24 protein-coding genes are annotated in these 25653 nt (G+C 47.4%); 11 read left to right on the top strand and 13 right to left on the bottom strand.

Annotated features, from left to right (window positions below; all coding sequences use genetic code 11):
* Window positions 1–226: 226 nt before the first annotated feature.
* A complete protein-coding gene (locus tag MKY82_RS15155) occupies window positions 227–4681 on the bottom strand; it encodes a glycosyl hydrolase family 8 (RefSeq protein WP_339296470.1) in 4455 nt (1484 codons plus the stop codon).
* Window positions 4682–5004: 323 nt separating this feature from the next.
* Here MKY82_RS15155 and MKY82_RS15150 point away from each other — a divergent pair, with 323 nt between their 5' ends.
* Window positions 5005–5754: a helix-turn-helix domain-containing protein gene (locus tag MKY82_RS15150; protein WP_339296469.1), complete on the top strand. Its 750-nt coding sequence runs from the start codon at window positions 5005–5007 to the stop codon at window positions 5752–5754.
* A 259-nt stretch (window positions 5755–6013) separates the two neighbouring features.
* Here the strand turns inward: MKY82_RS15150 and MKY82_RS15145 are convergent, their stop codons facing one another.
* The 4 genes from MKY82_RS15145 to MKY82_RS15130 form a co-directional block, all read right to left on the bottom strand.
* Complete coding sequence (locus tag MKY82_RS15145) at window positions 6014–6724, bottom strand: alpha/beta hydrolase (protein WP_339296468.1); 711 nt, start codon at window positions 6722–6724, stop codon at window positions 6014–6016.
* 131 nt (window positions 6725–6855) lie between these two features.
* Window positions 6856–7236, bottom strand: coding sequence for a cytochrome c (locus tag MKY82_RS15140; RefSeq protein WP_071221684.1), 381 nt, complete (start codon window positions 7234–7236; stop codon window positions 6856–6858).
* A 32-nt stretch (window positions 7237–7268) separates the two neighbouring features.
* Window positions 7269–8981, bottom strand: a complete 1713-nt coding sequence (locus MKY82_RS15135; RefSeq protein ID WP_113060162.1) for a GMC family oxidoreductase — start codon at window positions 8979–8981, stop codon at window positions 7269–7271.
* Between the two features lie 30 nt (window positions 8982–9011).
* Window positions 9012–9773: a gluconate 2-dehydrogenase subunit 3 family protein gene (locus tag MKY82_RS15130; protein WP_071221682.1), complete on the bottom strand. Its 762-nt coding sequence runs from the start codon at window positions 9771–9773 to the stop codon at window positions 9012–9014.
* Window positions 9774–9898: 125 nt separating this feature from the next.
* Here MKY82_RS15130 and MKY82_RS15125 point away from each other — a divergent pair, with 125 nt between their 5' ends.
* Genes MKY82_RS15125 through tatC form a run of 3 tightly spaced genes read left to right on the top strand, consistent with a single transcriptional unit; the run spans window position 9899 to window position 11519 of the window.
* Window positions 9899–10582: a hypothetical protein gene (locus MKY82_RS15125; protein WP_339223889.1), complete on the top strand. Its 684-nt coding sequence runs from the start codon at window positions 9899–9901 to the stop codon at window positions 10580–10582.
* A 17-nt stretch (window positions 10583–10599) separates the two neighbouring features.
* Entirely contained in the window at window positions 10600–10785 is a 186-nt protein-coding gene (tatA, locus tag MKY82_RS15120; protein WP_071221680.1) for a twin-arginine translocase TatA/TatE family subunit, read from the top strand.
* Complete coding sequence (tatC, locus tag MKY82_RS15115; protein ID WP_339296467.1) at window positions 10782–11519, top strand: twin-arginine translocase subunit TatC; 738 nt, start codon at window positions 10782–10784, stop codon at window positions 11517–11519. Before tatA ends, tatC begins: the two co-directional genes overlap by 4 nt.
* Window positions 11520–11616: 97 nt before the next feature.
* Here the strand turns inward: tatC and MKY82_RS15110 are convergent, their stop codons facing one another.
* Window positions 11617–12411: an SDR family oxidoreductase gene (locus tag MKY82_RS15110; RefSeq protein WP_194542499.1), complete on the bottom strand. Its 795-nt coding sequence runs from the start codon at window positions 12409–12411 to the stop codon at window positions 11617–11619.
* A 144-nt stretch (window positions 12412–12555) separates the two neighbouring features.
* Window positions 12556–13611 (bottom strand): helix-turn-helix domain-containing protein, encoded by a 1056-nt coding sequence (locus tag MKY82_RS15105; protein ID WP_339296466.1) that lies wholly within the window; start codon window positions 13609–13611, stop codon window positions 12556–12558.
* 348 nt (window positions 13612–13959) lie between these two features.
* Between MKY82_RS15105 and MKY82_RS15100 the strand changes: the two genes are divergently transcribed.
* Window positions 13960–14532 (top strand): TetR/AcrR family transcriptional regulator, encoded by a 573-nt coding sequence (locus MKY82_RS15100; protein WP_339296465.1) that lies wholly within the window; start codon window positions 13960–13962, stop codon window positions 14530–14532.
* The gene (locus MKY82_RS15095) at window positions 14529–14972 is read left to right on the top strand and encodes a DUF5367 family protein (RefSeq protein WP_339296464.1); all 444 of its coding nucleotides are present in this window, start codon (window positions 14529–14531) and stop codon (window positions 14970–14972) included. The genes MKY82_RS15100 and MKY82_RS15095 overlap by 4 nt, the downstream gene beginning before the upstream one ends.
* Window positions 14973–15052: 80 nt before the next feature.
* On the opposite strand, the gene MKY82_RS15090 is transcribed toward MKY82_RS15095, so the two are convergent.
* Complete coding sequence (locus tag MKY82_RS15090; RefSeq protein WP_339296463.1) at window positions 15053–15604, bottom strand: GNAT family protein; 552 nt, start codon at window positions 15602–15604, stop codon at window positions 15053–15055.
* Between the two features lie 213 nt (window positions 15605–15817).
* Between MKY82_RS15090 and MKY82_RS15085 the strand changes: the two genes are divergently transcribed.
* Genes MKY82_RS15085 through MKY82_RS15075 form a run of 3 tightly spaced genes read left to right on the top strand, consistent with a single transcriptional unit; the run spans window position 15818 to window position 19794 of the window.
* Entirely contained in the window at window positions 15818–17416 is a 1599-nt protein-coding gene (locus MKY82_RS15085) for a spore germination protein (RefSeq protein WP_339296462.1), read from the top strand.
* 34 nt (window positions 17417–17450) lie between these two features.
* Window positions 17451–18668, top strand: coding sequence for a Ger(x)C family spore germination protein (locus MKY82_RS15080; RefSeq protein ID WP_339296461.1), 1218 nt, complete (start codon window positions 17451–17453; stop codon window positions 18666–18668).
* A gap of 34 nt (window positions 18669–18702) precedes the next feature.
* A complete protein-coding gene (locus MKY82_RS15075; RefSeq protein ID WP_194542492.1) occupies window positions 18703–19794 on the top strand; it encodes a GerAB/ArcD/ProY family transporter in 1092 nt (363 codons plus the stop codon).
* Window positions 19795–19947: 153 nt separating this feature from the next.
* Here the strand turns inward: MKY82_RS15075 and MKY82_RS15070 are convergent, their stop codons facing one another.
* The 5 genes from MKY82_RS15070 to MKY82_RS15050 form a co-directional block, all read right to left on the bottom strand.
* Complete coding sequence (locus tag MKY82_RS15070) at window positions 19948–20664, bottom strand: hypothetical protein (RefSeq protein ID WP_339296460.1); 717 nt, start codon at window positions 20662–20664, stop codon at window positions 19948–19950.
* Window positions 20661–21536 (bottom strand): ABC transporter ATP-binding protein, encoded by an 876-nt coding sequence (locus tag MKY82_RS15065; protein WP_339296459.1) that lies wholly within the window; start codon window positions 21534–21536, stop codon window positions 20661–20663. Before MKY82_RS15065 ends, MKY82_RS15070 begins: the two co-directional genes overlap by 4 nt.
* Window positions 21533–21904: a GntR family transcriptional regulator gene (locus MKY82_RS15060; RefSeq protein WP_339223869.1), complete on the bottom strand. Its 372-nt coding sequence runs from the start codon at window positions 21902–21904 to the stop codon at window positions 21533–21535. Before MKY82_RS15060 ends, MKY82_RS15065 begins: the two co-directional genes overlap by 4 nt.
* 190 nt (window positions 21905–22094) lie before the next feature.
* Complete coding sequence (locus tag MKY82_RS15055; protein ID WP_339296458.1) at window positions 22095–23447, bottom strand: HAMP domain-containing sensor histidine kinase; 1353 nt, start codon at window positions 23445–23447, stop codon at window positions 22095–22097.
* 1 nt (window position 23448) lies between these two features.
* Window positions 23449–24135, bottom strand: a complete 687-nt coding sequence (locus MKY82_RS15050; RefSeq protein ID WP_220685410.1) for a response regulator transcription factor — start codon at window positions 24133–24135, stop codon at window positions 23449–23451.
* A 205-nt stretch (window positions 24136–24340) separates the two neighbouring features.
* On the opposite strand from MKY82_RS15050, the gene MKY82_RS15045 reads away from it, so the two are divergent.
* Together MKY82_RS15045 and MKY82_RS15040 are read left to right on the top strand one after the other, a co-directional pair.
* Window positions 24341–24559, top strand: a complete 219-nt coding sequence (locus MKY82_RS15045; protein ID WP_339223865.1) for a hypothetical protein — start codon at window positions 24341–24343, stop codon at window positions 24557–24559.
* Window positions 24560–24578: 19 nt separating this feature from the next.
* A complete protein-coding gene (locus tag MKY82_RS15040; RefSeq protein WP_339296457.1) occupies window positions 24579–25619 on the top strand; it encodes a DJ-1/PfpI family protein in 1041 nt (346 codons plus the stop codon).
* Window positions 25620–25653: the final 34 nt, after the last annotated feature.

Below are 25653 nucleotides of genomic sequence, written 5' to 3'. Positions count from 1 at the left end.
CCTTTTCTGCTAAGGAAACAACTTAAGAAATTCGCAAAGTTAAGAAGGTAGCATGATCGTTCTAATGCCTCTTATTCCTTATCAACGGTTAACAGATTGTTTTCGAGAGCGGACAATAAAGAGCCCGGGTGGCCCCAGGCTCTTTATTCATCTCGATATGATTGCCGCCAGCTTTTGCGATTAATATGAGTACAGTGCTTTTGGGATGGTCATCATCGCATTACATTCATGGCTTCCCCGTCGAGACGATTCTGACATTGCTGATTTTGGACATGTTACCTGAGGTATCGTACGCAACGATAAAATATTGATACGTTGTATTCGGCGTCAAGCCGCTATCCTTATAATCCGTCGTATTCGACGTTCCAATGACGGTATTATTCCGATAAACCTTATACTCTGCAATTCCCGCATTATCGAATGAAGGCGTCCACTTCAGTTCCACGGATGAATCGGACACAGCTACCGCTTCTTCGATGGTTGGCTGCATAGGCGCTTCGGTGTCCGCGATGGTCGGTGACCACCAGTTACCCGAAACGACAATCATGCTTAGGAGACGCAGCGTATTTCCAAAATAAACGTCATCGTTCGTACAAATGGAGGCATTGTGGTCCCATAATCGGTTGAGCCACTGCTGATTCTCCGGATTGATCATGGCGCTAACCATCATCGGCGCTGAAAATGAGGTATCCGTATAATTCACGAGTGCTTTTGACCCGTCCAGCTTGTAGCCGCCATATATTTTTCCCGGATCATCCCCGGTCACTTGGCGAATCCATGACGTCATTTTATTTAGCTGCTCTTTCGCACGGGTTTCCCCGGTCATAAGAGCGTCCGTGCCGAGCCGCCAAGGAATGCGCGAAGAGTTATAACTGAAATCCCCGTCTGTTTCAGACTCCAGGAATTCCGGATCTGCCGGTGCATAGCTGCCGTTTTTCTTCTCCACAAAGTCGGGCAGCAGCCCCGCATTCGGACTGTACTTTTTGTATACTCCTTCGCTGATGGAATAGGTCTTGTCGATGACCCGATCCCAATTGGCGTCACCGCTCGCATTTTTGAAGTCTTTCAAATGCTGAAGCATAAAATCGGAAGGACGCGTAGCGCTGCCATACTTAGCATCGTTGTCGCTCACCCAATCAGCAAGCTTCAACGTCCACTCGGCGTGATTGACATCGCTCTTCATGATCGCATCGATTACTTTTTTGGCTTCGGACAGGTAATTGATCTCACCGTCGCTTCCCCACTGGCGATCCGCAAGGAGCAAAGCGTACGCGATATCCATATCACCATCTGTGGCCGAATCAACACCGCCGACATTTACGACGGCCTGACCTGTATCGCCCTGCTTCCAAGCCATCAGCTCCGGGTTGATCTTGCTCGGATGTGCTCTGAAATATCGATATAGTCCGTCAAAATAAGCCTTGGCCTTAGGATCATGACCCGCCATGTGTGCGGTGATCAGCATCCCGTATCCGTGCGCTTCCGAAACGGTCATGGGTTGATAATTGACCTTCAGCTCCTCGTCATACTCCTCTTGAAACCAGTCCCCGTCGGCATACCAGACGTAGTACTGATCCGGCTCCGAAGATTGGAGATACGGCTTCTTTTTCAAGTATTTCTGCTTCCATTCATCATACAGCCGGGCAACGGTCGCATCCAGCTGCGCTTGTTGCACATGATTCGGCTTGATCGAGCCGGAGCTGTAGGCTGTATGCTGCGGGAACGGTTTGTAAAGCCCGGTGCCTTGCGAAGAAGTCATCGTTTTCAAGCGAATTTCTGCAGTCGGCAGTGATTCAACGCCTCCCATAGTGACGGCAGTCACCTTGTACCGATATTCCGTTTCGGGCGTCAGCCCGGTATCGGCATATGTTATTTCCTTGGTTGTTCCAACGTGACGATCGTTGCGGTATATATGATACCGATCCGGCGCTTTGCCGGAAGGTGCTCTCCAGGTCAGGTCGATTTGAAAAGGAGACACGCCTTTGCCCGCCAAACCATCCACAGCAGATGGAGGTTCATTCCCCTCGGCATGATCCGAAGTGCTTACGGTGACTGGGCTTGAATTGTCTCTTCTGCCAACGGACTTGATCACCAGATTATATTGGATATCCGGATTCAAATTGTCGATAACGACGCTGTACTGGGACGTTCCCGACTTCACTGGCACATAAAGGCTCCAATGTTTGCTGATCTTGTCATCCTGTTCATAAATGCGGAATCCTCTTACCTGCTCATTGCTGGAAGTTGGTGTCTTCCAGGTCAACGTAGCCTTGGCACCTTGGAGCTTAACCTGTGCTCCCTCTACCGGATTCGGTTTGGTGTCTGTTCGTTTGATACCGTAATGATCGTACACCTTCAGCCCATTTTTCCCATATCCGCTCTTTCCTTCATCTTCAATAGCAGCCGTGTAGGCATCGAATTTCAAAATTTGATCCGAAACCGACACATCCGTAAACATTTTTTTCTTCGGCTGATTGTTAATCGCTGCGAAGTAGTCGTCATACGGCTCGTTTTTATAATAGAATTTGTTTCCAAACGCGTTGGACATCAGATACACCGTTCCTTGAGGATTGACGACATTGCCTGCTTCGTCTTTTTCCAGTTTTTTCGGATCGATGACCTTGTCCCCATACATTTGGAAGGAACGCATGTACATATGATCGTGAGCCTCGAACACCATATCGATGCCAAGCTCGTCAAAAACAGGAATCAGATTTTTCCGGTAAAATTCAACGCGATCCCCTTCCCATTGCGCGGAATTATCGCCAGCTGCATAAGGCGCTTTGTGAAGCGTGACGAACTTCCACTTCTTGTCGGTCTTCGCCACCGTGTTCCTCATCCAATCAATCTGGTTCCAAAATTGTTCATGCTGATCGTCGTCCCAATCGACGGAGCCGTCTTCATTCAGCTTGCCGTCAAACTGCGAGTTGTACACCATGTAAAGCGCGTCGCCGTATTCAAAAGAATAAACCGACCCGTCATGAGTCGCATCCACCACTTTCCGCGGCAGATTGAAATGGTTGTAAAAGTTATTATTCGGCGTCGTGGCATCCCCGTCCCAATCCGATACTTCGTGTCCGCCCAGTACGGGTACAAATGGCACTTTCATCAGATGCTCCTGCGCGAGTCCGAGCATCCACTGCCACTGCTCCTCCAAGTCGCCATTATCGACCAGATCGCCGGCATTGATCAGAAATTTGGGGTTGCCCATATGTTCGTAGGCTTTCTTGAAGGTATCCACCCATGGTTCAAAGCCTGATTTGCTTGAGGCCTGAGAGTCGGCTCCCACGATAAATCGATATGGCTGCGGTGTTGCCGTATCGGTTGTGAACGATCCAACGGAGCTCCATATTGAACCATCGCCTACCCGGAATACATAATCCGTTCCCGGCTTTAATCCATTCGCGCTTGCTTTATGGCTGAAAAACTTTTTCTTCTTTCCGGTCGTTCTGTCGCTCTTGGTCATATACGTCGAAATTTCCTCCGAGGAGCCGGTGAATTCAAGAAATCCCTCTTTCGGAAACTGGTTTCCGGTTCCCGTTGATTCGGCAACCTGGACTTTCGTTGCGGCCGACGTATCCGTGTACCAGGCGAAAGCCATGCTCGTTTTTGGATCTCCGTTCAAGGTCATGTTAATAAGTTTCGGCTGAGAGACGGCTCCTACAGTCGTAAAGCTCCACTCGATATTTCGAAGCAGAGGGGAGCCGTCTTTTCCTTGGACCGCGGTTTGGAGTATTGTTACCCTGTAGCTCTTCCCTTGACCTAATCCGCTATGCCTAATATTCAATGTCGTCTCGTTTATGACTTCGACGGCAATGCTTGAAACAGGCTGATTCTGGCCATCCCGTACCGTGATGTCCTGTTTGGCCGTTACCGTGATCGGTTTGTTGAACTTAACCTCAATCGGCGTTGTCACAGCTACCTTTTCGGCATCTTGTTCCGGCACATAGGATACGTCGATGGTAGGCTGTTCAGGCGTTGTTCCGGATATCGGTTCCCCGGTTACGCGAATGTTCCGAATTTTACTGGAACCTCCCGATCCAATGCCATTCGGATTATCTTTGGGGTTGGTTGGCTTATTGGAGTTAACCACCCAGCGGATATACAGCATTTGCTTATCGTCTGCATTCGGCAGGGGGAGGTTGCGGAGTAAGCAGGATTGATTCGGACAATTGTAACTCGAAACGATATTCATCTGTACAGTGCCTCCCGGAACATCAGTCCATACCGTTCGGTCGGTGCTTACCTGTACTTTGAAATCGTTAGGCGCAGAACCCGAAGAGCTTTGCTCCGAGGATAGTTTGACATTCTTGTAGGCTGACGTAGGAACCATGGCCAACCAATATTTCTTGCCCTGGCCATTGTCCCAGCCCTGATAGCTGATGTCTTGGGCTTTACTGTCGTAGTATTCAAAATATCCTCCGACCTGTTGGAGGATGGAGGAAGACTTGTTGAGTCCTCCGGTTGCAGGATGGATGCCTCCTTCTCCCTTGTTCTTGAAGACCCATTCGGCGATTATGGCTTCTGCCGCTTTCCCCGGTCCATCAGAGGCTAGCTCGGGCTTGGACGTCACGGAGTCGGCATGAGAATTTGCCGGCAATGTCCAGGGGATCAACAATAATGCTAAAAACAATAAGAACATTCGCTTTGCATTCCGTCCTCTTTTCTTCTTGATTCGCATGCTTTGCAACCCCTTTCCCGTTCAAATTTGAACGGTTTGGCTTGAGGATTCGCTATGAACCCCGCCTTCTTGAATATATCCCATGTTTTCTCGGGATTCTCGCGGGATCTTATTTAAAAATGGCCATTTTCAACATATCCTGCTGTTATTTTGATTAACAATTCAGGAGGCTTCGGGTACAATGAGGACATCATTACCTAGCCGGATTTCGTGAGAGGTGATTTGACATCAACTTTTTTTGTTCCGATCCCTTTTATATCAGTCGAGAGAGCAAATCCCGATCGAGTATTCCTTCATTCCACTATCACGACGCTTATGAAATTTTGTACATTGTCTCAGGCGAGCTGCATTATTGTATTGGAAGCCAGCCGTTTCAGCTCGTGGGCGGTTCTATGCTGCTCATTCGCAAGAACGACGGACACCGTCTGATCAATCCTAACGGTGCCCCATTCGAAAGAGTAACCCTGCTCTTTCAAGAAGAGTTTTTAGGCGGGTTGTTGACCGAGGATCCGTCTTTTCATCCCCTCTCCCCTTTCCAAGCAGGTTCCGGTTCCATCCGGTTAAAGGGTCAGGAACAGGGGTATGTCGAAGGGCTCTTTGCGAAGATGGCCGCCGAATCGGCTAACGAATCCCCAGAGTCGAATTTCTATCTCAAAATCCTGTTATCCGAGCTTTTGGTGTTCATCCACCGTATTCTGAACAGCGGCCGCCAATACATAACTATCTCTACCAACCAGGTTCATCAGCGTATCTCCCATATAGCTCACTTTATCAATCACCACTACGACCAGCGCCTCACTTTAGAGGAACTCACCAGCCGGTTCCATGTAAGTCCCTCCCATCTTAGCCGAACCTTCAAGGAATCGACGGGGTTTACCCTGATCGAGTATGTGAATCACGTACGGATCAAGCAAGCGTGTCATTTGTTGAAAGAATCCAATATGCAAGTTTCAGATATCGCCGAAAGCGTCGGCTTCGAGAATTCAACCCATTTCGGTCGCACGTTTAAAACCATAATCGGTCTCACTCCCCTGAAATTCCGTAAAATTCATCAGACGAATATACAGCTGTAAACAACGTTCTGAGCAAGGATGAAATGTGGGCGCAAAGGCGAGCGCTGACGCTTGTCCGGAATCGATTCGTCCTCTCCGCTACGCGTGCAGATTGCTTACTTCTAGACGCAAAGAAACCGTTCTTTGGTAAAATGGAGGGGCGACCCAAACCATTAACGAGAGGAACGGTTTCTTTTGTACATACAATACACCATGGACCCACTCTATCTGCCAGTGGATGCTTGTACATTTGGTTTACATAACATTTATTACGTAATGTTTATCTTTCGGGGTGCAATTCATGGATTTTGGATATAAGATCGACTGAATTGGTATGGAATGCTTCGTTTGAATCCGTCCAGGCTGATTTCAGAAAATAAGAGGCATGAAACCGCCATCCTCGATGATCCGGATTAAAATCCAGTTGAATCTCACGCCCCGGCCTTCCACGGTACACCTTGGAACCCGGCATGCGCCAACTGCCAATTCTAGTGATCCTGTCCGGATTCTGACCCGTGATATATGTAAACCGGTCATTGTAAGGAATATCCTTCAAATAAAACCTTGGACATCCTACAGCAAACACATGGATTCCCCGATAATTAAACTTCTCCTCCAAATAAAGCCCTGCCTTATAAGCGATCACGCCTCCGGCGCTGTGCCCGATCAGGATCAGCTGCTCCGCACCAGCTGCATGCTCATGGATGATCTGTCCTGCTTCCATAACCCGCTGAGACTGCTCTCGAACCAAATCATAGCCGACTTGCGTAAGCTGCCGGGCCAGTAGACGGACTAACGAGGAAACCGATATGCCGTTTGCCATCCCGTAAGGAAAGATCATTAAGATTTTGGCATTCGGGTATCTTCGGGCAACCTCGCTTGCAGCATCTTCAAAATTATTTCGATAGGTCAGGACACCGGCAAAAAAGCACACCACCGTCCGGCACTTTATCGAGCATGTGCTATAGGAGGATACGAACGTCTCTGTCATGACTTCACAATCCACCTCCAAAAGTGTTCCATTCTTACGCTGTAACCGTGAGAGAAAACCCCCATGACCACAACGCGATTTATATCTGCATTGTAGCATGAGGGTCCTCTTAATTTCATATCCGGTTCACCTTATTTTTTGGCAGCCAACCATTGAGACAGCACATTAATTTCGTCTTCCGTCAGCCTGCCTTGGAATGCCGGCATTCCATTGCGCCCATTTGAAATAATACCTGCAATTTCGCTAGCGTCGTGCTTGGAGCCTACATTTTGAAGGCTGGGGAAATTTCCGCCCCCGCCTAAGTCGGTAGCATGGCAAGCCATGCAGTTGGCATTGTACAGCGTCATAGCTGCATCGTTGTTGGCATCCCCGCCGGTTGCTCCTTCCTCTGGTGCTTGTCCGCCGTTTTCTGCAGGAGCCGGAGCCGGATCTGCTGCATCATTACCACCACATGCCACCACAGCAAGAGCAAAAGTCAATAGCAATACTAACAGTAATCCTTTTCTGAACATGGTTGAAACTGCCTCCTTTTGTAAAATACAAGCTATACTAACAGCCCGCCCTTTTTGCTGTATTCCATAATTCCATCCACTGTGCGATAAGCAAGAGCCCCGACCGTGCCGGTCGGATTATAGCCGCTATTATGCGGGAAAGCGGATGCGCCTACCACAAACAAGTTTTCCATATCCCACATTTGCATGTAGTTGTTGACGGCCGAATTGCCAGGGTTCTCTCCCATAATCACCCCGCCGGTATTATGAGTCGATTGGTATGTCGTAATTTCGTAAGGTCCCAGTTCCTTTAATTTCATGATATTCTGGCCCCCCATCTCCTGAACAATCTCCGCGCAGCGATCGGAAAGATACCTGGCCAACTGGCGATCCTGCTCTTCGAAATCAAACGTGATTCGAATCAACGGGTCTCCGAATGCGTCCTTATAGGTGGGATCCAAATCCAGGTAATGATGCCGATAAGGCATCGAAGAACCTTGAGACCCTACGGTCAGTACACTGTTGGCATACTTCAAGGAATTCGCCTTAAATTCTTTGCCCCAACGCGGTGATTCCTCCGGAACAGGATTGTTTTGAATAGGCCTTTGTCCGGTTACCGTATGGGCAATATTCCCCCCATGAATGAACTTCAGGTCCGAGTGATCGAAATTGTCGCCATTAAAATCGTCCACGCTCATCCCTAGGCTTCCTGCACCTGCAAACAAATTGAATTTGTCCTCAAAAAATCCGGCGGCATTCCCCTTGATCACCTGATAGGCATAGTTTTTGCCAATCACGCCCGTCCCGCTGGACGAGTCGTATGGTTTGCCGATTTTCGAGAGAAGCATCAAACGGGTATTGTTAAATACATAGCCCGTCGAGACGACGATATCGGCCGGCTGTTCGATTTCCTCCCCGGTCGTTAGGTCCGTGTACATGACGCCCGTTGCCTTACCACCCTTATGCAGAATTCTACGAACATAGGAATGGGTGCGGATTTCGAACTTTCCGGTTTTTTTCGCAACAGGAATCACGGTAACGACAGGATCCGCTTTCGCTCCGTATTCGCAGCCAAACCGCTCGCAGTATCCACAATACTGGCAAGCCGCTCGAGAAATGCCATCCGGGTTCGTATAGTTTTCCGACAGATTGGCTGAAGGAACCGTATACGGATTGAGTTTCAGGTTTTTCGCAGCATCCGCAAACATCTTCATGGATGGCGTATGCAGCATAGGCGGTGTTGGGTAAGGATTCGAACGTTTTCCTGCCAAGGGATTTTCCTCGCCGGAGATGCCGGTCGTCTTCTCGAACTTATCAAAAAACGGCTCGAGCTGATCGTAGGTAATACCCCAGTCCTGGATCGTCATTTCCGGCGGTATTTTATCTTTCCCATATCGTTCTTCCGTCATGCTCCGGATTTTAAAATCGTAGGGAAGGAAACGGAACGTTTGCCCGTTCCAGTGCACGCCGGCTCCCCCAAGTCCCTCCCCTAACAGAAACGATCCATACTGCCTCATCGGTAGTGCACGTATTTTTTCGGTGCTCCGGAATGTAATCGTTTCTTTGGAAAGGTCCTGCATCAAATCGTACCGGAGCGCGTAACGGAGCTCATCGTGAGCCATGTAGTAGTCTTCCGTTACCCTTTCTTTACCTCTTTCCAAACCGACAACAGATAAACCCTTCTTGGTCAATTCCGAGGCGATAATCCCGCCAGCCCAGCCGACGCCGATAATGACAACATCCGTTTTCGGTAATTTTTTGGCCATATGCGTACTCCTTTCGCTATAGATGAGCTGTTATAGGTGATCCTTTAAACTCTTCGGCGGGATGACGGTGAAATTCTTCTCAATAATATTCGTGTAAGCCATTTGGTTACCCGGATATTGACGCATCGTCCAGCCCTGCATATTTTTGTTCCCGCCATACAACGGATCACTGTAGACCCCTTCCAATGTGCTGCTGCGGAGCAGGTTAAAGAACCCGCTGGCCGAGATCGTTGTCAATTTGACCTCATCGTTCTGGAAGGCAGTTAACACGGCATCCTGTTCCTCTGGAGACAGGCTAGGGAAATCTTTCTGATACTTCTTTTGGCTGTAGTTCTGAATCTCGCGCAGACCAATGTAGAATATCTCCCGTCGTCTTAATCGGCCCTGATAACCTTGCGTTTTCTCTCCAACATAGAATGGGGGCTGCATATAATCTCTTGCATTGAACCCCCAATCACCGGCCAGCTGATGGTCGATGAAGAAGGCTGCGCCGAGTTCTTTAGCGCCCGGACCGTTCTCATCCGCAGGAAAAATTCGCTCTACGGCTGCTTCCGTGATCCTGTATTGCTCCTGGTTAAAGAACATTAATGCTTGGTTGTAGTTGTTATCATTCTGTTCAGGTGCCGGTGCTGCAGGCGGGGTTTCCCGCTTCGGCAAAAGATATCCGAGTACACCGCCCAGCACGACACCTCCCACGGCATAACCGGAGTTTCTCAGAAACTTCCGCCGTGTCATCGTCTGCGAGCCGTCAGGCTTCGATGGTTTGGTTTGTTGTTCGTCTTGTTCGCTCAAACTCTCAGCACCCCTACTCTTCTTCATTTTTGAATAATGGGTATTGTCCCCATCAAAATTTCATTCATACATTATTCTCCATCCGGGCATGATAAAATTACTAACCGATATGGAGGCGAATGCTCATGAATCAATTGTGGAGCAGGTGGAAAGGCCCGATTATGGGCTCGGCACTGCTTCTTTCTTTAACAGCCTGCTTAAATCAAACCGACGACAATCAACAAAACGCGCAATCCGTGGATCAGCATAATGCCGATGCCGTTCACTTGCACAGCACCGACGTGATCCCTAGCTATCATGGACCGAAAACCGAAACAACCAATGTCCATGGCAATACCACAAGCGGGATGGGCATGTCCGTGTACAGCATGATCGGCTCATCCAGCCTGCATGAAGGCGGCGTCTCTTCCCATGTTCAGTCAAGACTTGCAGGTCTGGGCATTGATGGAGTGAAAGCTTTTGTCCTCAATGACACGATTATTCTGGCACGTGCAGAATCACGCGTTTCTTCTAACCACTATGACAACATGCAGCAAAAGGTGTTAAGTCAGACGGAAGGAATGTCAGGCAAAGGCGAGCCGGATGAAGGAGTAAGCGGAGCAAAGAACGTGGACAACGATAATATGTCACAAGCCAAAGAGCAAGTGAAGAACATGTTTAATGAAGAAGTGCAAATTCTAACGGTAACGAATCCTCAAGCTCCTGCGCTGATCGACCGAATTGCCTCGAAGCTGCATGATGCGCCGCGCGACGAGTCGATCGCCAGAGATATTACTGAGCTGCTGCATATGGCATCGGATAAAAAATAAATAAAGGAGTTGATCATATGCCTCTGGGAAACATCGGAGTGACAGGGCTGATCCTCATTCTGTTGATCGCCTTGATTATTTTCGGTCCTTCGAAGCTGCCTGAACTGGGCCGTGCCTTCGGTCGAACACTAAGCGAGTTCAAAAACTCAACGCGTGAACTGGTTTCGAGCGAAGATATCCATGATGGAGATAAATTGAAATGACCCAGCACGAGCAAGAACAGGAGTTGCATATAATAGAGCACTTAACAGAGCTCCGCAAGCGGATTCTCATCACATTGGGCACCTTTTTGGTGGCCCTTTGTGCCGCTTTTCTATATGTTGAACCGCTGTATGAAATGCTGACTCGCGACGTGGAGGGTCAGCTTCAAATACTGGGACCAACGGACGTGATTTGGGTATACTTCATGATTGCAGGCGTTATAGCTCTTGCGGTGACGATGCCTGTTGCCGGATTTCAGGTATGGCGGTTCGTCGTACCCGGGTTGAGTACTGTTGAGCGGCGTGCATCCCTGGCTTACATCCCTGCGATCGGAGCCCTTTTTCTATTGGGTTTGGCCTTTGGCTACTTTGTCATATACCCCATGGTCCTGTCCTTCCTGGATTCGCTGTCGCACCATTTCATAACAGCGTATACCGCCGAGAGATATTTCCGTTTTATGGTGCATATGACCGTACCGTTTGGTGTGCTGTTCGAAATGCCCGTCGTTATCATGTTCTTGACCTCGATTGGCATCCTGAATCCGCTCCGCTTAGCTAAAATGCGGAAAATCTCCTATTTGCTGCTGACGATTGCAGCCGTAACCATTACACCGCCGGATATCGTGTCGGACATCCTCGTCATTGTGCCCCTGTTCCTTCTATATGAGATCAGCGTTGGATTGTCTCGAATTGTATATCAGAAAAGACTGACCAGGCTGGAATTAATAGGTGAGTAACCAGCTTCGGATCAGGGCCGCTGCGTATGAATACTAAAAAAGCTTGGAGATCTCTTTTAGATCCCAAGCTTTTAATATATAAGCTGATATATATAAGTTAAAAAATCGTAGGCACCATTCCCCCATCCATACGGATTGGTGAACCTTTAAACGCGGATGCATAAGGACTGCATAGGAATGCAGCCAGTCTACCGATTTCGAACGGCCTAATAAATCGTTGAATTTCGGATTGAGGCAGGTTTGTACTCATGAAAGCTTTCTCTTTTTCCGCAAAGGTCATATCTTCATTGGCGTATATTCCCTCGATAATATCCTGCACGTTCTCGGAGAGAGTCGGGCCGGGCAAAATCGTATTGACTGTTACTTCGGTACCTTTCGTTAATTTGGACAAGCTTTTTGCTAAGGATAGCAGCATGGATTTTGTCATGGCATACTGCGGCATTTGTCCGGAAGGCATCATGGCTTCTTCACTCGCCATGAAGATAATACGTCCAAAATCGTTCTTTAGCATGCCGGGCAAATAAAATTGGGTTAATCCGTTGGCTGCAAGCACATTCGTACGGAAGTAGGTATCCCAAACTTCATCGTTAACATCCTCGTACGGCATGATTTCGTAAATCCCCATATTGTTAACCAGAATATCCACGTGAGGGTATTTATCAAATAGAGCCTCTCTTTGCCCGATATCCACCAAATCGGCGGTAGCATTCTGAGGACTTGTATTCGGGAAATCCGACTTGATTTCATTAACGGTTCGTTGTACCTCTTCATCATTTCGTCCGTTGATAAGAACATGGACACCTTCTCTGGCAAGTTCAATGGCAATAGCCTTGCCTATCCCTTTCGTAGATCCTGTAACCAATGCTGTTTTATTGTTTAATCCCATATCCATAATATAAACATTTCTCCTTTGTGCTCTGGATAGTGTTCATATTACATTGTATAGATAGCTGGGTAACTAGTTTATCGCGCCAAAGTACTTGTTTAACACGCCAATTGTAATTGACAAAGAAACCTGTGTTTTGATGTCCAAACGCTATGAACCCATGGTCAACATTTCCTGTCGGTGTTCGGACAGCGAAGGACTATTAAAATGTTCAGTGCGCCAATGGGATGGAGTATCTCCTTCCCAAAGACGGAATGCTCGGTAGAACGAGTTCTGATCTTCATATCCAATCAAAAAGGCAATTTCTTTGATATCGAGCGAGGGGTCTGCCAAGTACTCGATGGCCTGCTCATGTCTTGCTTGTGTCAACAATTGCTTGAAGCTTGCATTTGCATCCGTCAGCCTGCGCTGTAACGTACGATCACTCATATTAAGCTCCTTCGCCACTGACTGAATGTCAGGGCGCCCTCCTGTGAGACTGCGTTTCATGATCCATTTGACCAGGTCAGTAATGGAGCGGTGGCTCTGTAGTTCATCAAGCGAACGATCCAGAGCTGGAGTCAGAATCTCCAGCAATTCTTCGTTATACGAGATAAAAGGTCGGTCCAGATCTCTTCGATAGAGCGTTAATCGATTACGGTTTGCACCCATCCGGATGCGACAGCCAAAATAAGCTTCAAGAGCTTGTACATCGCCCATAGGCTGCGAAAATTCAACCAATTGCGCGGTCAGCGGTTGACCTGTGCCCCGTCTTCCAAGCTCCAGAAGACATGCCAGTGTAATACCAACAAGCAGCGCCGGACCAGGTTGATCGCTTAGGTTCAGCCATTCCAGCTCGATGGTACATCGTTCGCCCTCCTCGGAGATTAGCAAGCCTTCGGGTGGACATAGCTGCTTATACCGAGCCATTCGGTTTAAAGCATCCCGATAGTCACGAGCGTGGTAAGGCGCTAAGACGGTCGGCGGGTACTTCGCCGTTTCAAAGACGGTCGCAAGCTGGATGATGCCTTGGGCAGTGTCCCCCATGAGATCGGAATAGGCCTGCCAGATCGCGAAGTATTGGGCGGTGGTGACTTCCGGCTCAGTAATGACGGCGAGCGGCAATTCCGCTTTGCGAGCCACGTCTTGGGCGGCAATGCCTAATTGGTGTATTCCTTCCCATAATCCCGGCGGGATTTTAATTCGGTTAGAAGTATAAGGCTTCATATATAATGCTCCTTTGACTACTGTTTATTGTAATGTTATTTATTCTCGATCGTGTAAAGGATGAAGTTTATCATCCTGTATGGAACTTCTTATATTAAACTCAGCCAAGTTGGAGGAGTCATCATGGTAGTTGTAAGTTTCGTTCATTTGCCATGCGAATGATACTCGATACGTTATTATACAGCAAACTAATGAAGAATGCAGACAATATACAAGTGATGATCGTTGTACCCTCCGCCCGAATAGACAGAGCGAATTCCGATTCCTCCATTTGACAAATCGAGTTTATTTTTTATACATTAGAGTTAGTTGTTTGAATAACTCACATATAAGGAAGGTGAAACGGTCATGGCGAAACCGAACGTCATCAACAAACAAGAACTGCTCGAAGCTGCCCAAAAGTGTGTTGCAGAAAAAGGCATGGATAAATTAACTTTGAAAGCAGTGGCCGATCAAGCAAATGTCAGCCAGGGAACGGTCTATTATCATTTTCGAACGAAAGAGCAATTAATAATTGAACTCGTTGAGAGCCTATGTAATGCTTCATGGGTTTCAGTGGAGCAAAACAATCGATCTGTTGAAGAAGCCATACAAGAAGCCAAGGAAAGATGCGATTATCATTCTGTTTACCATCGATTGTTTTTCTCTTCATTAGCTGCTAGCTTTCAGATCAAAGAGAACCGCAATCGAATGGGTTCCATGATTCAAGAAGAAAACAAACATCTGACTGATATTCTTACAGCCCGGTGGGGGGAATCGCCCATAAAGAACATATCCATGGATCAGTGGGGAATTTTAGTGAATGCTATAATAGACGGGCTGGCCGTGCAGGCTTTGTTGGACGAGGAGTTTCCGAAGGAGGATGTTTTTACCGCTTTGCACGTGTTTTTTGATTTCATGACCAATGAGGTGAAGCGATGAACGCACAACGGATCAAAAGCCGGCATGCTGGTCTCTTCTTATTATGGGGTTTCGCCCTTTGGCTGATCGCCACGATCATCTTTCATTATGGGGGGAACCTGCTGATTGATATCAGGCACCCGTTTAGAACCGTCTTGAGTTTTGCTGCCGCCATCCCTTTAATTTATGGATGCATCGCTCCGTTGTTCTCATTTCTTGATGTTCCGTATTCAGATCGTACCCGCCGTTCCGTCCAGATTGCTCTGCCTGGTATGTTCATGGACATTTTTTCGATTCTTTTCCATGATGTCGCTTTCCCATTAATCTCAGAGCAGAGCCTCCCCCTATTGGCAGCCTGGCTGTTCTGGGCATACAGCTTGATTCTGCTGGTTGGGCTGAGCCCCATGAAGTTTCGTTTCTCGTCACCTTTCATTAAGAAAGTGAAACTCCTTTTAAAATAGCAAAAAAAGAAGTCGCCGATATTGGCGACTTCTTTAGCCTGTGTAATTTTGTTCTGTTGATATAAAGCATATACGAATAACTATGGCAGTTGCCGATATTCTTCCTCCAAAATCGACATCAAAATCATATCATGGAATCTTCCGTCCCAACATATCGAGTCCCGTAGAATGCCCTCCCGTTTAAAACCAAGCTTTTCATAGACATGTATGGCCCGAGGATTAAACGCATATACACCTAACTCTATACGGTGTAGACGTAAACTTTCGAAACCATGACGCAGCATGAGCTTCATGGCCTCCGTGCCGTATCCTTTATTGCTGTGCTGACCGGAAATCGATATGCGGATATTGCAGCTGCGGTTGTTGGGGTTGATTTCGTTCAGGACCACTTCACCAATTAAACCGTCCGTTTCCTTCTCCGCAATCATCATATCCAGTCGATCCTCATGAGCGTATCCGATTTTATGAATCCAGGCCGCAATCGAATCCTTGGTAAACGCCTGCTGCGTTCCCGTTAATCGGTTAGGCTCAGCATCCTGCAATAATCCGAAATAGGCATCAAATTCATCTTCCCTTACGGGACGGAGCACAATGCGGTCCCCTTCGATCCGTGTTTCAAGCTTATTTTTCACTGCCCTAGGCCTCCAAGCCATTCATCCATTTATTAACGAGATATCAGCTAATTATAAGGTACCACCGATTCGCCGATCTGTCAGTCTACAAAACATTTATAGTTAAACTAACCTACCCTCCAAATATGGATGAAGTCCTCACCATGCAAAGAATATTAAACCCGAAATAGGGAACTTTAGATCGTATGAATCTTGTCAAAGCGAGCTGATCCCATGCCCTTTTTTAAACGAACAAAGCGAACCCATTCGAAAACAGCACTGCTTCATCATAACGAGCAAACGGTGCAAACCGCCGAATCCTCTCGTCTCTCCGACCGCTTGGATCAGAATTTACATAGAATCAGAGAACAAACCGGCCACAGTAGGGACATCATCATTCGGACCCTAAGTCATATGTTCGGAAGCGATTGCACCCTGGCCGTCATTTATATCGATGGACTGGTTGATACGCTCACCATCAATCACTCGATTATGGATTCCTTAACCTCAAAGGATTACGAAGAAAAACTGCATGCCTCTAACCCTGCAGAAATCTTGTCCATCATCAAAAACCGTTTCTTATCCATAGGCAGCATTAGCGATTTGGAGCATATGGAATCCCTGATCTCCGCCATGCTAGAAGGCAATACTGTCATTCTCATAGACGGTTCATCCCGAGGCATTATCGCCAGCTCTATCGGTGGAGAGGAACGCGGTGTAGAAGAGCCCCAATCTCAGACCGTCGTTCGCGGCCCGAAAGAAGGATTCACCGAGAATATTCGTACGAATACGGCCTTAATCCGTCGTAAGATTAAAAGCCCAGACCTCTGGATCGTGGACCGCAAGATTGGCCGCATCACCCAAACGGATGTTGCCGTTATGTATTTGAATGGCATCGCCAATGATAAGATCGTGCAAGAAATATTGAATCGTTTAGACCAGATCGATACCGACAGCATCCTGGAGAGCGGGTATATCGAAGAGTTTATACAAGATACAACGTTCACCCCCTTCCCTACCATGACTAATACGGAGCGCCCCGATGCTATCGCTGGTGCAATTCTGGAAGGAAAAGTTGCCGTTTTGGTTGATGGGACACCGTTTGTGTTGATCGCCCCCATCACCATCTTCAAACTGTTTCAATCGAGCGAGGATTACTACCAAAAGTTCGATATCGCGACCTTTTTGCGGCTGTTGCGCATCATTTCCTTTATGGTATCGATGCTTCTCCCTTCACTATATATTGCCATCTCCACGTTTCATCAAGAAATGCTGCCAACGACCTTGCTGATCAGCCTTGCAGCACAGCGGGAAGGCATCCCTTTTCCCGCCGTTGTCGAAGCCTTGGCGATGGAAATTACGTTCGAAGTATTAAGGGAAGCCGGTGTTCGAATGCCTAGAGCGATGGGCTCCGCGATCTCCATCGTAGGCGCGTTGGTTCTGGGTCAAGCTGCTGTACAGGCAGGCCTAGTGTCTGCTGCCATGGTTATCATCGTTGCATTTACCGCCATCGCAAGCTTTGTTGCGCCTTCTGTGAGCATAGCCAACTCCGCCAGACTGCTCCGTTTTGGTTTTATGATATTGGCGGCAACTTTAGGGCTCTTTGGAATTATGGCAGGATTAATCGCCATGCTGATCCACCTATGCGGTTTGCGTTCATTCGGTTTGCCATATCTTACTCCGTTCGCTCCGTTTATCCCTTCAGACCAAAAAGACGTTCTGGTCCGTGTTCCATGGTGGGCCATGCTGACAAGACCGACCCTTATCAACCGTAATAACGCGAAACGGCAAAAAATGAACCAGCGTCCATCGCCTTCCAATGGCAAGAAGTAATATATAACCGGTATAACTCGGAGGTGAAGAACAGATGAAGCGGAAGTTGAATCTCCTGATTCTCATGTTGGCTGCCTCGCTGCTGCTCAATGGTTGCTGGGATAGTCAAGAGTTAAACTCGCTTAGTATTGTATCGGCGACGTCCATAGACCGCAGCGAGGATGAATGGGTCATCTCCTTCCAAGTCGTCATTCCGCAGTCCATCGCCACCCAGACCGGCGGCGGAGCCGGGGGAAGCCAATCTCCGATCACCATATTCTCCACCAGGGGCAAGACCATTCGCGAAGCCATGCAGAACGCGAATTTGGAAGCGCCGCGTGCGCTGTTTTTTGCCCATAACTCCGTACTGATTATCAATGAACAAGTCGTCCGGAATGAAGGCGTACGGCAAATCCTTGATTTTTTCCTCCGTCCGGTGGAAAGTCGGGAAACGATGTCGGTTCTCCTGACCAAGGATAAAGCCTCCAATTTATTGGAAGTGCTCATTCCGTTAGAGAAAATAACAGGAAACGCGATTCAACGGGTCATAACCCAAGGACAAGAAAATCTATCCCAAGTAAAAAATATTAAATTGATTGATTTTGCATCCATGGTCGCCAATCCGTACAAAAGCGCCATGGCTCCCGAGTTAAGAGTGTCCGGCAATCAAGAGGAACAATCTAACTTGGATGCCTTAAAGTCAACCCGTAATCAAGCGGTACTCAAACTTGGCGATTTGGGCGTATTTCGAGGAGACAAGCTGGTGGGATGGATGAAGCGAAAAGAAAGCAGAGGCGTCGCTTGGCTCTCGAACAGCGTCAAAAACCTGATCATTGTTACCCCATGCAGCGATCGAGACGCTTCCCGGTTGTCGAGTTACCGAGTCATCCAATCATCGACCCAAGTGGACCCCAAAATGGTGAATGGTTCGGTCAACATGATGATCCATATTCAAACAGTGGGGGCTCTTGATGAAACCAGCTGTACGATGGATTTGACGAACCCGGACGTTATTTCGAAACTCGAGGATACGATTGCCGAGCAGATCAAGGATGAAGTGCTGGCTGCGTGGAAGAGCATGAAGGATTTGAATGTGGACGTGGTTGGTTTCATGGATATGATTCACAGAAAATATCCTGCAGCCAGCAAACACCTTACAAATTCGGAGAGACCGCTCCAGGAACTGGAACTCAAACTGAATGTAAAAGTCACCGTTGAACACACGAATATGATCAATAAACCCTTCTCGAATTTGATTGAACCCAATAAGTAGAACGCTATCGATACCTATAACAAGGAGGTCCCAAATGGAGAAGATCGGTAAATACCAAATCATTGCCATGACCATCTTGTTTATGATCGGCAGCACCCCTTTGTATGAACTGGGGATTGAAGCTAAACAAGATGCGTGGCTGGTCGTGCTGGTTGCAATGATCACGGGAATGTTACTGCTGTTCATCTATTTATATATCCAGAACCAAAATTCGGAGCATGCTCTTCCCCAAATTTTAAATCAGCACTTCGGCAAATATTTAGGTTCCATCATTACTGCAGCCTATATCGTTTATTTTGCGTATGAATCCATGAGGAATACCCGCGAGTTCGCGGACATTATCAATATCTCCTTTCTCCCCAGCACACCGCTGTACTTCCTGATTCTCTTAATGGTGTTGCTGTCCGGCTATGCCGTATGGAAAGGCATAGAGGTATTCTTTCGCGTCACCGAATTCCTGCTCCCTTTCACGCTGATCGGGTATATCCTGATCGTTCTCATGTTCATCGGTTCGAATATCATTCATCTTGAGCGCCTTATGCCTATATTAGAAAACGGAATTCTGCCTGTGCTGCGAACATCGTTGCCGGAGGTGATTAGTTTTCCGTTCGGTCAGGTCGTAGTATTTCTCATGTTTTGGAGTCATCTCGAAGACAAGAAAACGCTGTCCAAGGCATCCTTGTCTTCCTATATATTCGTAGGTATCTTTTTATTGATATTCAATATTTTAAATCTTGCGATTCTGGATCCCACCATAACGAGCATATCGACTTTTCCGCTGCTTCGGTCGGTTCGTCTCATTGAAATCGCCGATTTTCTGGAGCGTTTGGACCCGTTAATCATCTTGCTGATCTATATTGGCATATTCGTTAAAATGACCGCATTCTACCTCGGCGCCGTACTCGGTCTTTCCAGCCTGATCAAAGTCAGCCATAAAAAAACAACCGTGATCGTGGGTGCTTTCATCTTTACCATTTCGTTCGTCTCTCCGAACTTTATTTATCATATCTGGATCGGGTTTGCTCAAAATTTGAAATACCATTTTCCTATCTTCCAGATCTGGGTCCCTTTGATTCTAGCGTTGATTATTTTAATCAAAAGGCCTCGCTCTTCCAAATCCGGCTGATTGGGAACTCAATACATTACAAGAATTTGTATTGAACTCATAGAAAAAACCCCCTCCAATAGACTTTGATGCGCCTTTCACACACTGTCTACTTAAAGGGGAACATATTCGCGTCCTTATTATCCGGATATGTTCACGGATAGGTTGCTGCAGTTACTCTCTCTTTTGTTTCGGTTGCAGTGAGGCGTTACGCATCATCGGATAGGTGGTTAACAGCGCTGCTAAACCTGCGATTCCGGCTATCGTGAAACCGGTCATTGCATTTATATTTAATGTCGACAACCATGCTATAGGTGCTTCAAGCACTCCCGAGTAGTAGAGAAACATGGCTGCGATGGCAATGATCATGATACCGATTAATGTCCTTGTCATGCCCGCACGATACGTTATGCAGTAGATAAAAAAAGCGCCGCCGAACAAGATTAGTCCGACCATGAGATCGATCCATAAGTAAGGCAAAAATTGGTACTCACTGGAATGAAACATCCCCGCATGCGTAATGGATACCGAGCTGACTCCGCGATCGTATAATGTCCATAATAAACATTGTAAGAGGTTTAAGACTAACATATACACAAATACACTTGAAACGCCGATGACATAAAAGCTTTTCAGCATTTGAGTTCGTGTGCCTCCAAGGCTGACAGCAATAGGCAGAAGGCTTTTGAACCCCATGATCCCATAGAACGGGATAAAGAAAAAATATGCGGGGCTTGAAATAGAACTGAGTGTCTTATCCATATCAAAGGATGTCCCGATCATAATCCAGGCTGCTGTTAATGGCAGCGTAATGTACAACAGAAGCAGCTTCCCCAAGAACCAGCTTGCATCTTCATAGATTAAACGAAACGTGCCGTGCGTCGAGCTCATCGTACCCCCTCCTTCACATTATCCGTCATATGAAGCAAATAATCCTGAAGATGCGCTTTCTCCACGGAAATTCCATTACTGCGGCCTAGCTCTCTCCATTCGTCGGAGAACGGGACATCAATCATAACTTTCTTTACGGAACCGATGGTGCTTTCATTTAGGATCTTTTGGTTACTGATTAATTGATTCACTCGATCGTGTTCACCGGTTATCCAGATCCCCCGTTCCCGCACCTCTTCCATCGGCTCATGTAACAGCAGCTTTCCGTCATGAACAACCACGATGGATTCCAGCAATGGTTGTAATTCCTCGATTTGATGTGTCGACACCAAGATCAGGCGCGGAAACGCATCATAGCTATCCAACAGCCGTTCATAGAACTTTTTTCGCATTCCTGCATCAAGCCCGTTGGTCGGTTCATCCAAGATCGTAACATCCGCCTGGCTGGCCAAACCGATCACAACCTGTAATGCCGTTTTCATCCCGGTCGACAGCTTCTTGGCTTTTTTATGCTGCGGCAGTTTAAACGTTTCCAGCAGCTCTTCTGCCAATTCCTGATTCCAGTTCGGTTTGAAATATTGATAAAACCGCAAGGCATCGCGAATGGTCCAAATATCACTGAACGGATGATCTTCCTGCATGTAACACAAATGTCGTTGGGCTTCCTGGTTATTGTATGGCCGGTGGCCCATAACCTCAATGTTGCCTTGACTAGGAATCTGATGCCCCGCAATCAGTTTCATCAACGTCGTTTTGCCCACACCGTTCCGTCCCCATAATCCCGTAATGACTGGATTTTGTTCAACGTATGACAATTCCTTGATCACAGGAACATCTTCGTAGGAAAAAGATACATGCTTTAAAGAAATCATAAGTTCCCCTCCTCTTCCACTATGCACTCCATAACCTCCTCGACCGTCATGCCAATTCGCCTCGCCTCTTCCAGCATCGGACGAATATAATACTCCCGATAATGCTTTTGTTTGTCACGCAGCACCTGTTTCCTGGCCCCTTCCTTTACAAACATTCCTATTCCTCTCTGCTTGTAAATGATGTCCAGGTCAACCAAGGCTTGAAGCCCTTTACGCGCCGTGGCACGGTTAATGTTATAAAATCGGGACAATTCATTCTCAGAAGGGACGCGCTCCCCTTCCTTCACTACACCATCCACAATATCATCGATAATCATTTGAGCAATTTGTTGAAAAATGGGCTGGGATTCATCCAACAAAGCTTTCAAGGTGAAGCCTCCTTTCTGACCGTTATCATCCCCTTAGTTGTTAGGTTGATTACTCGTATAATCAACTGTACAACAGGCTGCTGCACTTGTAAAGGGGGAAATGTCCGTACGGACATGCATGTGATTCCTTCAAAACAAAAAAAGCCGCATTTTCGCGGCTTTTTCAACGTGCAATAAGTAATATGAACGACTATAGACCATTTGATTCCAACTGTCCTGAAGCTGCTGCAGGTAACCATCCTTCAAGCAGTGCTCCACCTTCCGGTTGGTTGCTTGCGGCAAGTTCGCCTCCGTGCTGCCTAACAATTCTTTGTGAAATGGTTAAGCCTAATCCGCTGCCACCGGTTGAACGACTTCTGGATGCTTCCCCGCGATATAGAGGTTCAAATACACGCTCAAGCTCTTCCCCAGAGAAGCCCGGTCCGGTATCGCGTATCGTAAACTTAACCTTATCACCAACTTTATTACACTGGACTTCGATTTCACCACCCGCAGATGTGTGTCTTACAGCATTATCCAGAAGATTGTTCATGGCTCGTTCTAATAAATGCATATCTCCATGGATGATGCACCGATCCGTTACATGGAACGAGATGGAAACTCCTTTTTGCCGAGCCAGCGGACTCAGACTATCCATCGAATTCCGGACGACCTGGTTAAAATCCACCGTTTTAGTATGCAGTTGCGACTCCACATACTCCATTTTTGTAAAAGTGAAAAGATCCTCTACCAAACGATCCAATTGGGCCGATTTGTCTTTGCAGACTGCAACATATTGGGCTATTTTCTCCGGAGATTGAGCGATCCCTTGCTCCAGACCATCCAAGTAGCCTCGCAAAGCGAACAACGGTGTCCGTAAATCATGCGCAACAGCCGCAATGACGAATCGGCGTTCCTCTTCCAGTTCAGCCTGTTTTCGATAGGATTGCTCAAGTCCCTTGACCATAACATCGAATCCATCGCGCACTTCAGCGATTTCGGTGACCCTGGACATGGGTAGCCGAACATCCCAATCCCCTGTTGCAATTTGTCTTGCTGCATTTCCCATCTTCTCGAGTGGTTTGAGAACGAATCGCCTCATTTCCATTCCGACAACAAAGATCGCAAGCAGCAGCCCGACAAAAGCCGACATCACTTGAAATTGATTAGACTTAGGTAAGTACAGAATAACCCTTCCCAGCAACTGGCCGTCCTCGATGACGGAGAACCGCTCGGTTGATAAATTAGTGCCACGTCGGTCAGGATTGGAACGATAAATTTCCTGATCTTCTGCGGATTGAATGAGCACATCCATCTTCGCTTCACGCAGCGCGGAATACAATTGGTTTTGCCAGACTGGATCTGTCCATTGGTCTGTGTCCGATTCTATTCGCTGCGTCATTTCCGATATATTTCGTTGTAGGGTCTCGTTTTGCAGCCGACCTTGTTCGAAGCTGAGTGTCTTGGTTTCCATAAAGTGCGCAGTAACAAAGAAGATCCACGGCAATAAGAGGATAAAGAAGAAACAAAGCATGGTAAACGTACGAATGCGGAGTGACCTCATATTACCCTCCCTCAAAGCGATACCCTACTCCCCATACGTTGACCAGGAATAGCGGTTTATTCGGATCAGCTTCGATTTTCTCGCGAAGCCGACTAAGATGGACCCGAATTGTATGCCTGTCGCCCACCCCATCCCAAAACTTCGAAAGTAATTGTTCATAGGAGAAAACATGTCTCGGATGTTCGGCAAATAATCGCAGCAGCTCATATTCCCTGGGTGTGAGCACGATGTTGTTTCCATCCACTAGTACTTCTCTAGTGGACAGGTTTAATTTAATGCGGCCGTAATCCAAAACCCTGTTATCCAATTGTTGTGGGGAAGCGGAACGCCGCAATACGGCTTTTACTCTGGCAACGATCTCACCCGGCGATGCGGTTTTGACGATGTAATCATCGCCTCCGAGGGTAAGGCCTCGAATCTTATCCACATCATCGCTGCGAGCACTCAAGAACAGGATTGGTATATTGCTCTCCCCGCGAATCCGGCGGCAAAACTCAAATCCATTTTGTCCCGGCATCATAATGTCAAGAACAATACAATCAACAGAGCTTTCCTTAAATATGTTCCACGCTTGAGCGGTGTCGCAAGCGGTTTTCACTTGAAAGTGGTCATTCTCTAGAAAATCCCTTAATAGCTCAACAATATCTTGGTCATCGTCTACAACCAGAATCGTCTTTGATACGCTCATGTTTATCCCACCTTTGCTTTCCTAGTTTATCATTTTTTTTAACAAGAACTAACGCGAGCTTATGTATTGTGATGTTTTCTTTATACTTTTGTGATCTTTTTTCATCTTTGTTTGAGATATTCGTTTGGTATGCTTCTATTTGCGCACACGACCAGCCCCAACTTCGGGTGATCGTCCCGCACACCATGATAAAGGAGGTATACATATGGGTTTGGAAAATAACGCCTTCTCGTTCTTTCCTTTCGGCGCTTTGTTTTGTCTCACGCTGTTTTCTTTCCTGGCGGTTCGAGTATACGCGATTCGTTATCGTTACAAAAACGGTCATCAAAAGAATGACATCGCTATGATTCTGAAGAACCGAATGGCCAATGGTGAAATTGATGAGAAGGAATATCGTAAGCTGAAAGATCTTTTGACTAAATAGAGACTAGGAGGATTTATGGATGCTTAACGTTCAAATTGTGTTGTTTGACGGCTTCGACCTTCTGGATGCGATAGCGCCTTACGAGGTCTTCTGTGCTGCAGCCATGAATGCTGAAAATGCGTTAAACGTAGAATTGGTCACCGCCGAGGGACCAAGATCCGTGCCTAGCGGCATCAACGGGTTGAGGATTGAAGCGAGTGGCAGACTGGACCCGGAACGAGCGGGCATCATTCTCGTACCTGGTGCGTCCGGCGACGTCGAGGGAGATGGGCCCGATTCGGTTCCGGCTATTCTGGGCCGAGCCATGAGTACCGAATTGACTGGGTTGATCAAGCAGGCTCTCCAGCACAAAGACATTACAGTCGCTACGGTCTGTGGCGGTTCCCTGATTCTTGCTATGGGAGGCCTCTTAGAAGGCCGGCCGGCGGTAACGAACCACCTGGGCATGGCCTTACTTAGTGCAACTGGGGTAGTTCCCGTCTCGGCTCGCGTCGTGGACGACGGTAATCTGGTTACCGGTGGCGGTGTAACTTCCGGACTCGATGTAGCGCTATATCTGGTGGAACGTGAACTTGGGCCTCGTATCGCTCACGCGGTTGAGCAATTATTCGAATATGAACGAAGAGGCACGGTTTGGAAGGATACAGGGACTACGCCTAACGTTAATAAATCAGTGACGAGCGACGAACCAAATGCCGCGGTGAACAAAACAGCAATGATACCCACGCCCAGCTCCCAGCATAGCAAAAGCATACAGGCATCGGTCTTCGACGGGGATTGGGAGACCACTATCGCTACGCCCGTCGGGAAGATGGAGGTCAAGCTCACCATATTGACAAGGGACGATTTGATCCAGGGCACGGCAACGCAGGGGGATGAAACCATTGAGTTTATGAACCCTGTACTTCAGGATAACAAGCTGGCCTGGTCACTACGAATCACGAAACCCATGCGCTTGAATCTCAAGTTTGAAGTTGTCGCCGATGGAGATCACATGGTCGGTATAGCCAAAGCTGGCTTACTGCCTGCATCCAAGTTAACAGGAAATCGGGTTACCTAATCGTAAGAAGAAAATCCGCGGCATACACGCGCTC

This window comes from Paenibacillus sp. FSL W7-1279, assembly GCF_037969845.1.
Lineage (GTDB): Bacteria > Bacillota > Bacilli > Paenibacillales > Paenibacillaceae > Paenibacillus_AQ.
The sequence above is the reverse complement of the archived record's forward strand: the minus strand, read 5'-3'. Positions and strand labels throughout refer to the sequence as shown.

Bases quoted from the DNA above. Each gene is read 5' to 3' on its own strand.
- MKY82_RS15155 (WP_339296470.1), bottom strand. From the start codon at position 4,681: ATGCGAATCAAGAAGAAAAGAGGACGGAATGCAAAGCGAATGTTCTTA.
- MKY82_RS15145 (WP_339296468.1), bottom strand. From the start codon at position 6,724: ATGACAGAGACGTTCGTATCCTCCTATAGCACATGCTCGATAAAGTGC.
- MKY82_RS15140 (WP_071221684.1), bottom strand. From the start codon at position 7,236: ATGTTCAGAAAAGGATTACTGTTAGTATTGCTATTGACTTTTGCTCTT.
- MKY82_RS15135 (WP_113060162.1), bottom strand. From the start codon at position 8,981: ATGGCCAAAAAATTACCGAAAACGGATGTTGTCATTATCGGCGTCGGC.
- MKY82_RS15125 (WP_339223889.1), top strand. From the start codon at position 9,899: ATGAATCAATTGTGGAGCAGGTGGAAAGGCCCGATTATGGGCTCGGCA.
- tatA (WP_071221680.1), top strand. From the start codon at position 10,600: ATGCCTCTGGGAAACATCGGAGTGACAGGGCTGATCCTCATTCTGTTG.
- tatC (WP_339296467.1), top strand. From the start codon at position 10,782: ATGACCCAGCACGAGCAAGAACAGGAGTTGCATATAATAGAGCACTTA.
- MKY82_RS15110 (WP_194542499.1), bottom strand. From the start codon at position 12,411: ATGGATATGGGATTAAACAATAAAACAGCATTGGTTACAGGATCTACG.
- MKY82_RS15105 (WP_339296466.1), bottom strand. From the start codon at position 13,611: ATGAAGCCTTATACTTCTAACCGAATTAAAATCCCGCCGGGATTATGG.
- MKY82_RS15100 (WP_339296465.1), top strand. From the start codon at position 13,960: ATGGCGAAACCGAACGTCATCAACAAACAAGAACTGCTCGAAGCTGCC.
- MKY82_RS15095 (WP_339296464.1), top strand. From the start codon at position 14,529: ATGAACGCACAACGGATCAAAAGCCGGCATGCTGGTCTCTTCTTATTA.
- MKY82_RS15085 (WP_339296462.1), top strand. From the start codon at position 15,818: ATGCCCTTTTTTAAACGAACAAAGCGAACCCATTCGAAAACAGCACTG.
- MKY82_RS15080 (WP_339296461.1), top strand. From the start codon at position 17,451: ATGAAGCGGAAGTTGAATCTCCTGATTCTCATGTTGGCTGCCTCGCTG.
- MKY82_RS15075 (WP_194542492.1), top strand. From the start codon at position 18,703: ATGGAGAAGATCGGTAAATACCAAATCATTGCCATGACCATCTTGTTT.
- MKY82_RS15070 (WP_339296460.1), bottom strand. From the start codon at position 20,664: ATGAGCTCGACGCACGGCACGTTTCGTTTAATCTATGAAGATGCAAGC.
- MKY82_RS15065 (WP_339296459.1), bottom strand. From the start codon at position 21,536: ATGATTTCTTTAAAGCATGTATCTTTTTCCTACGAAGATGTTCCTGTG.
- MKY82_RS15055 (WP_339296458.1), bottom strand. From the start codon at position 23,447: ATGAGGTCACTCCGCATTCGTACGTTTACCATGCTTTGTTTCTTCTTT.
- MKY82_RS15050 (WP_220685410.1), bottom strand. From the start codon at position 24,135: ATGAGCGTATCAAAGACGATTCTGGTTGTAGACGATGACCAAGATATT.
- MKY82_RS15045 (WP_339223865.1), top strand. From the start codon at position 24,341: ATGGGTTTGGAAAATAACGCCTTCTCGTTCTTTCCTTTCGGCGCTTTG.
- MKY82_RS15040 (WP_339296457.1), top strand. From the start codon at position 24,579: ATGCTTAACGTTCAAATTGTGTTGTTTGACGGCTTCGACCTTCTGGAT.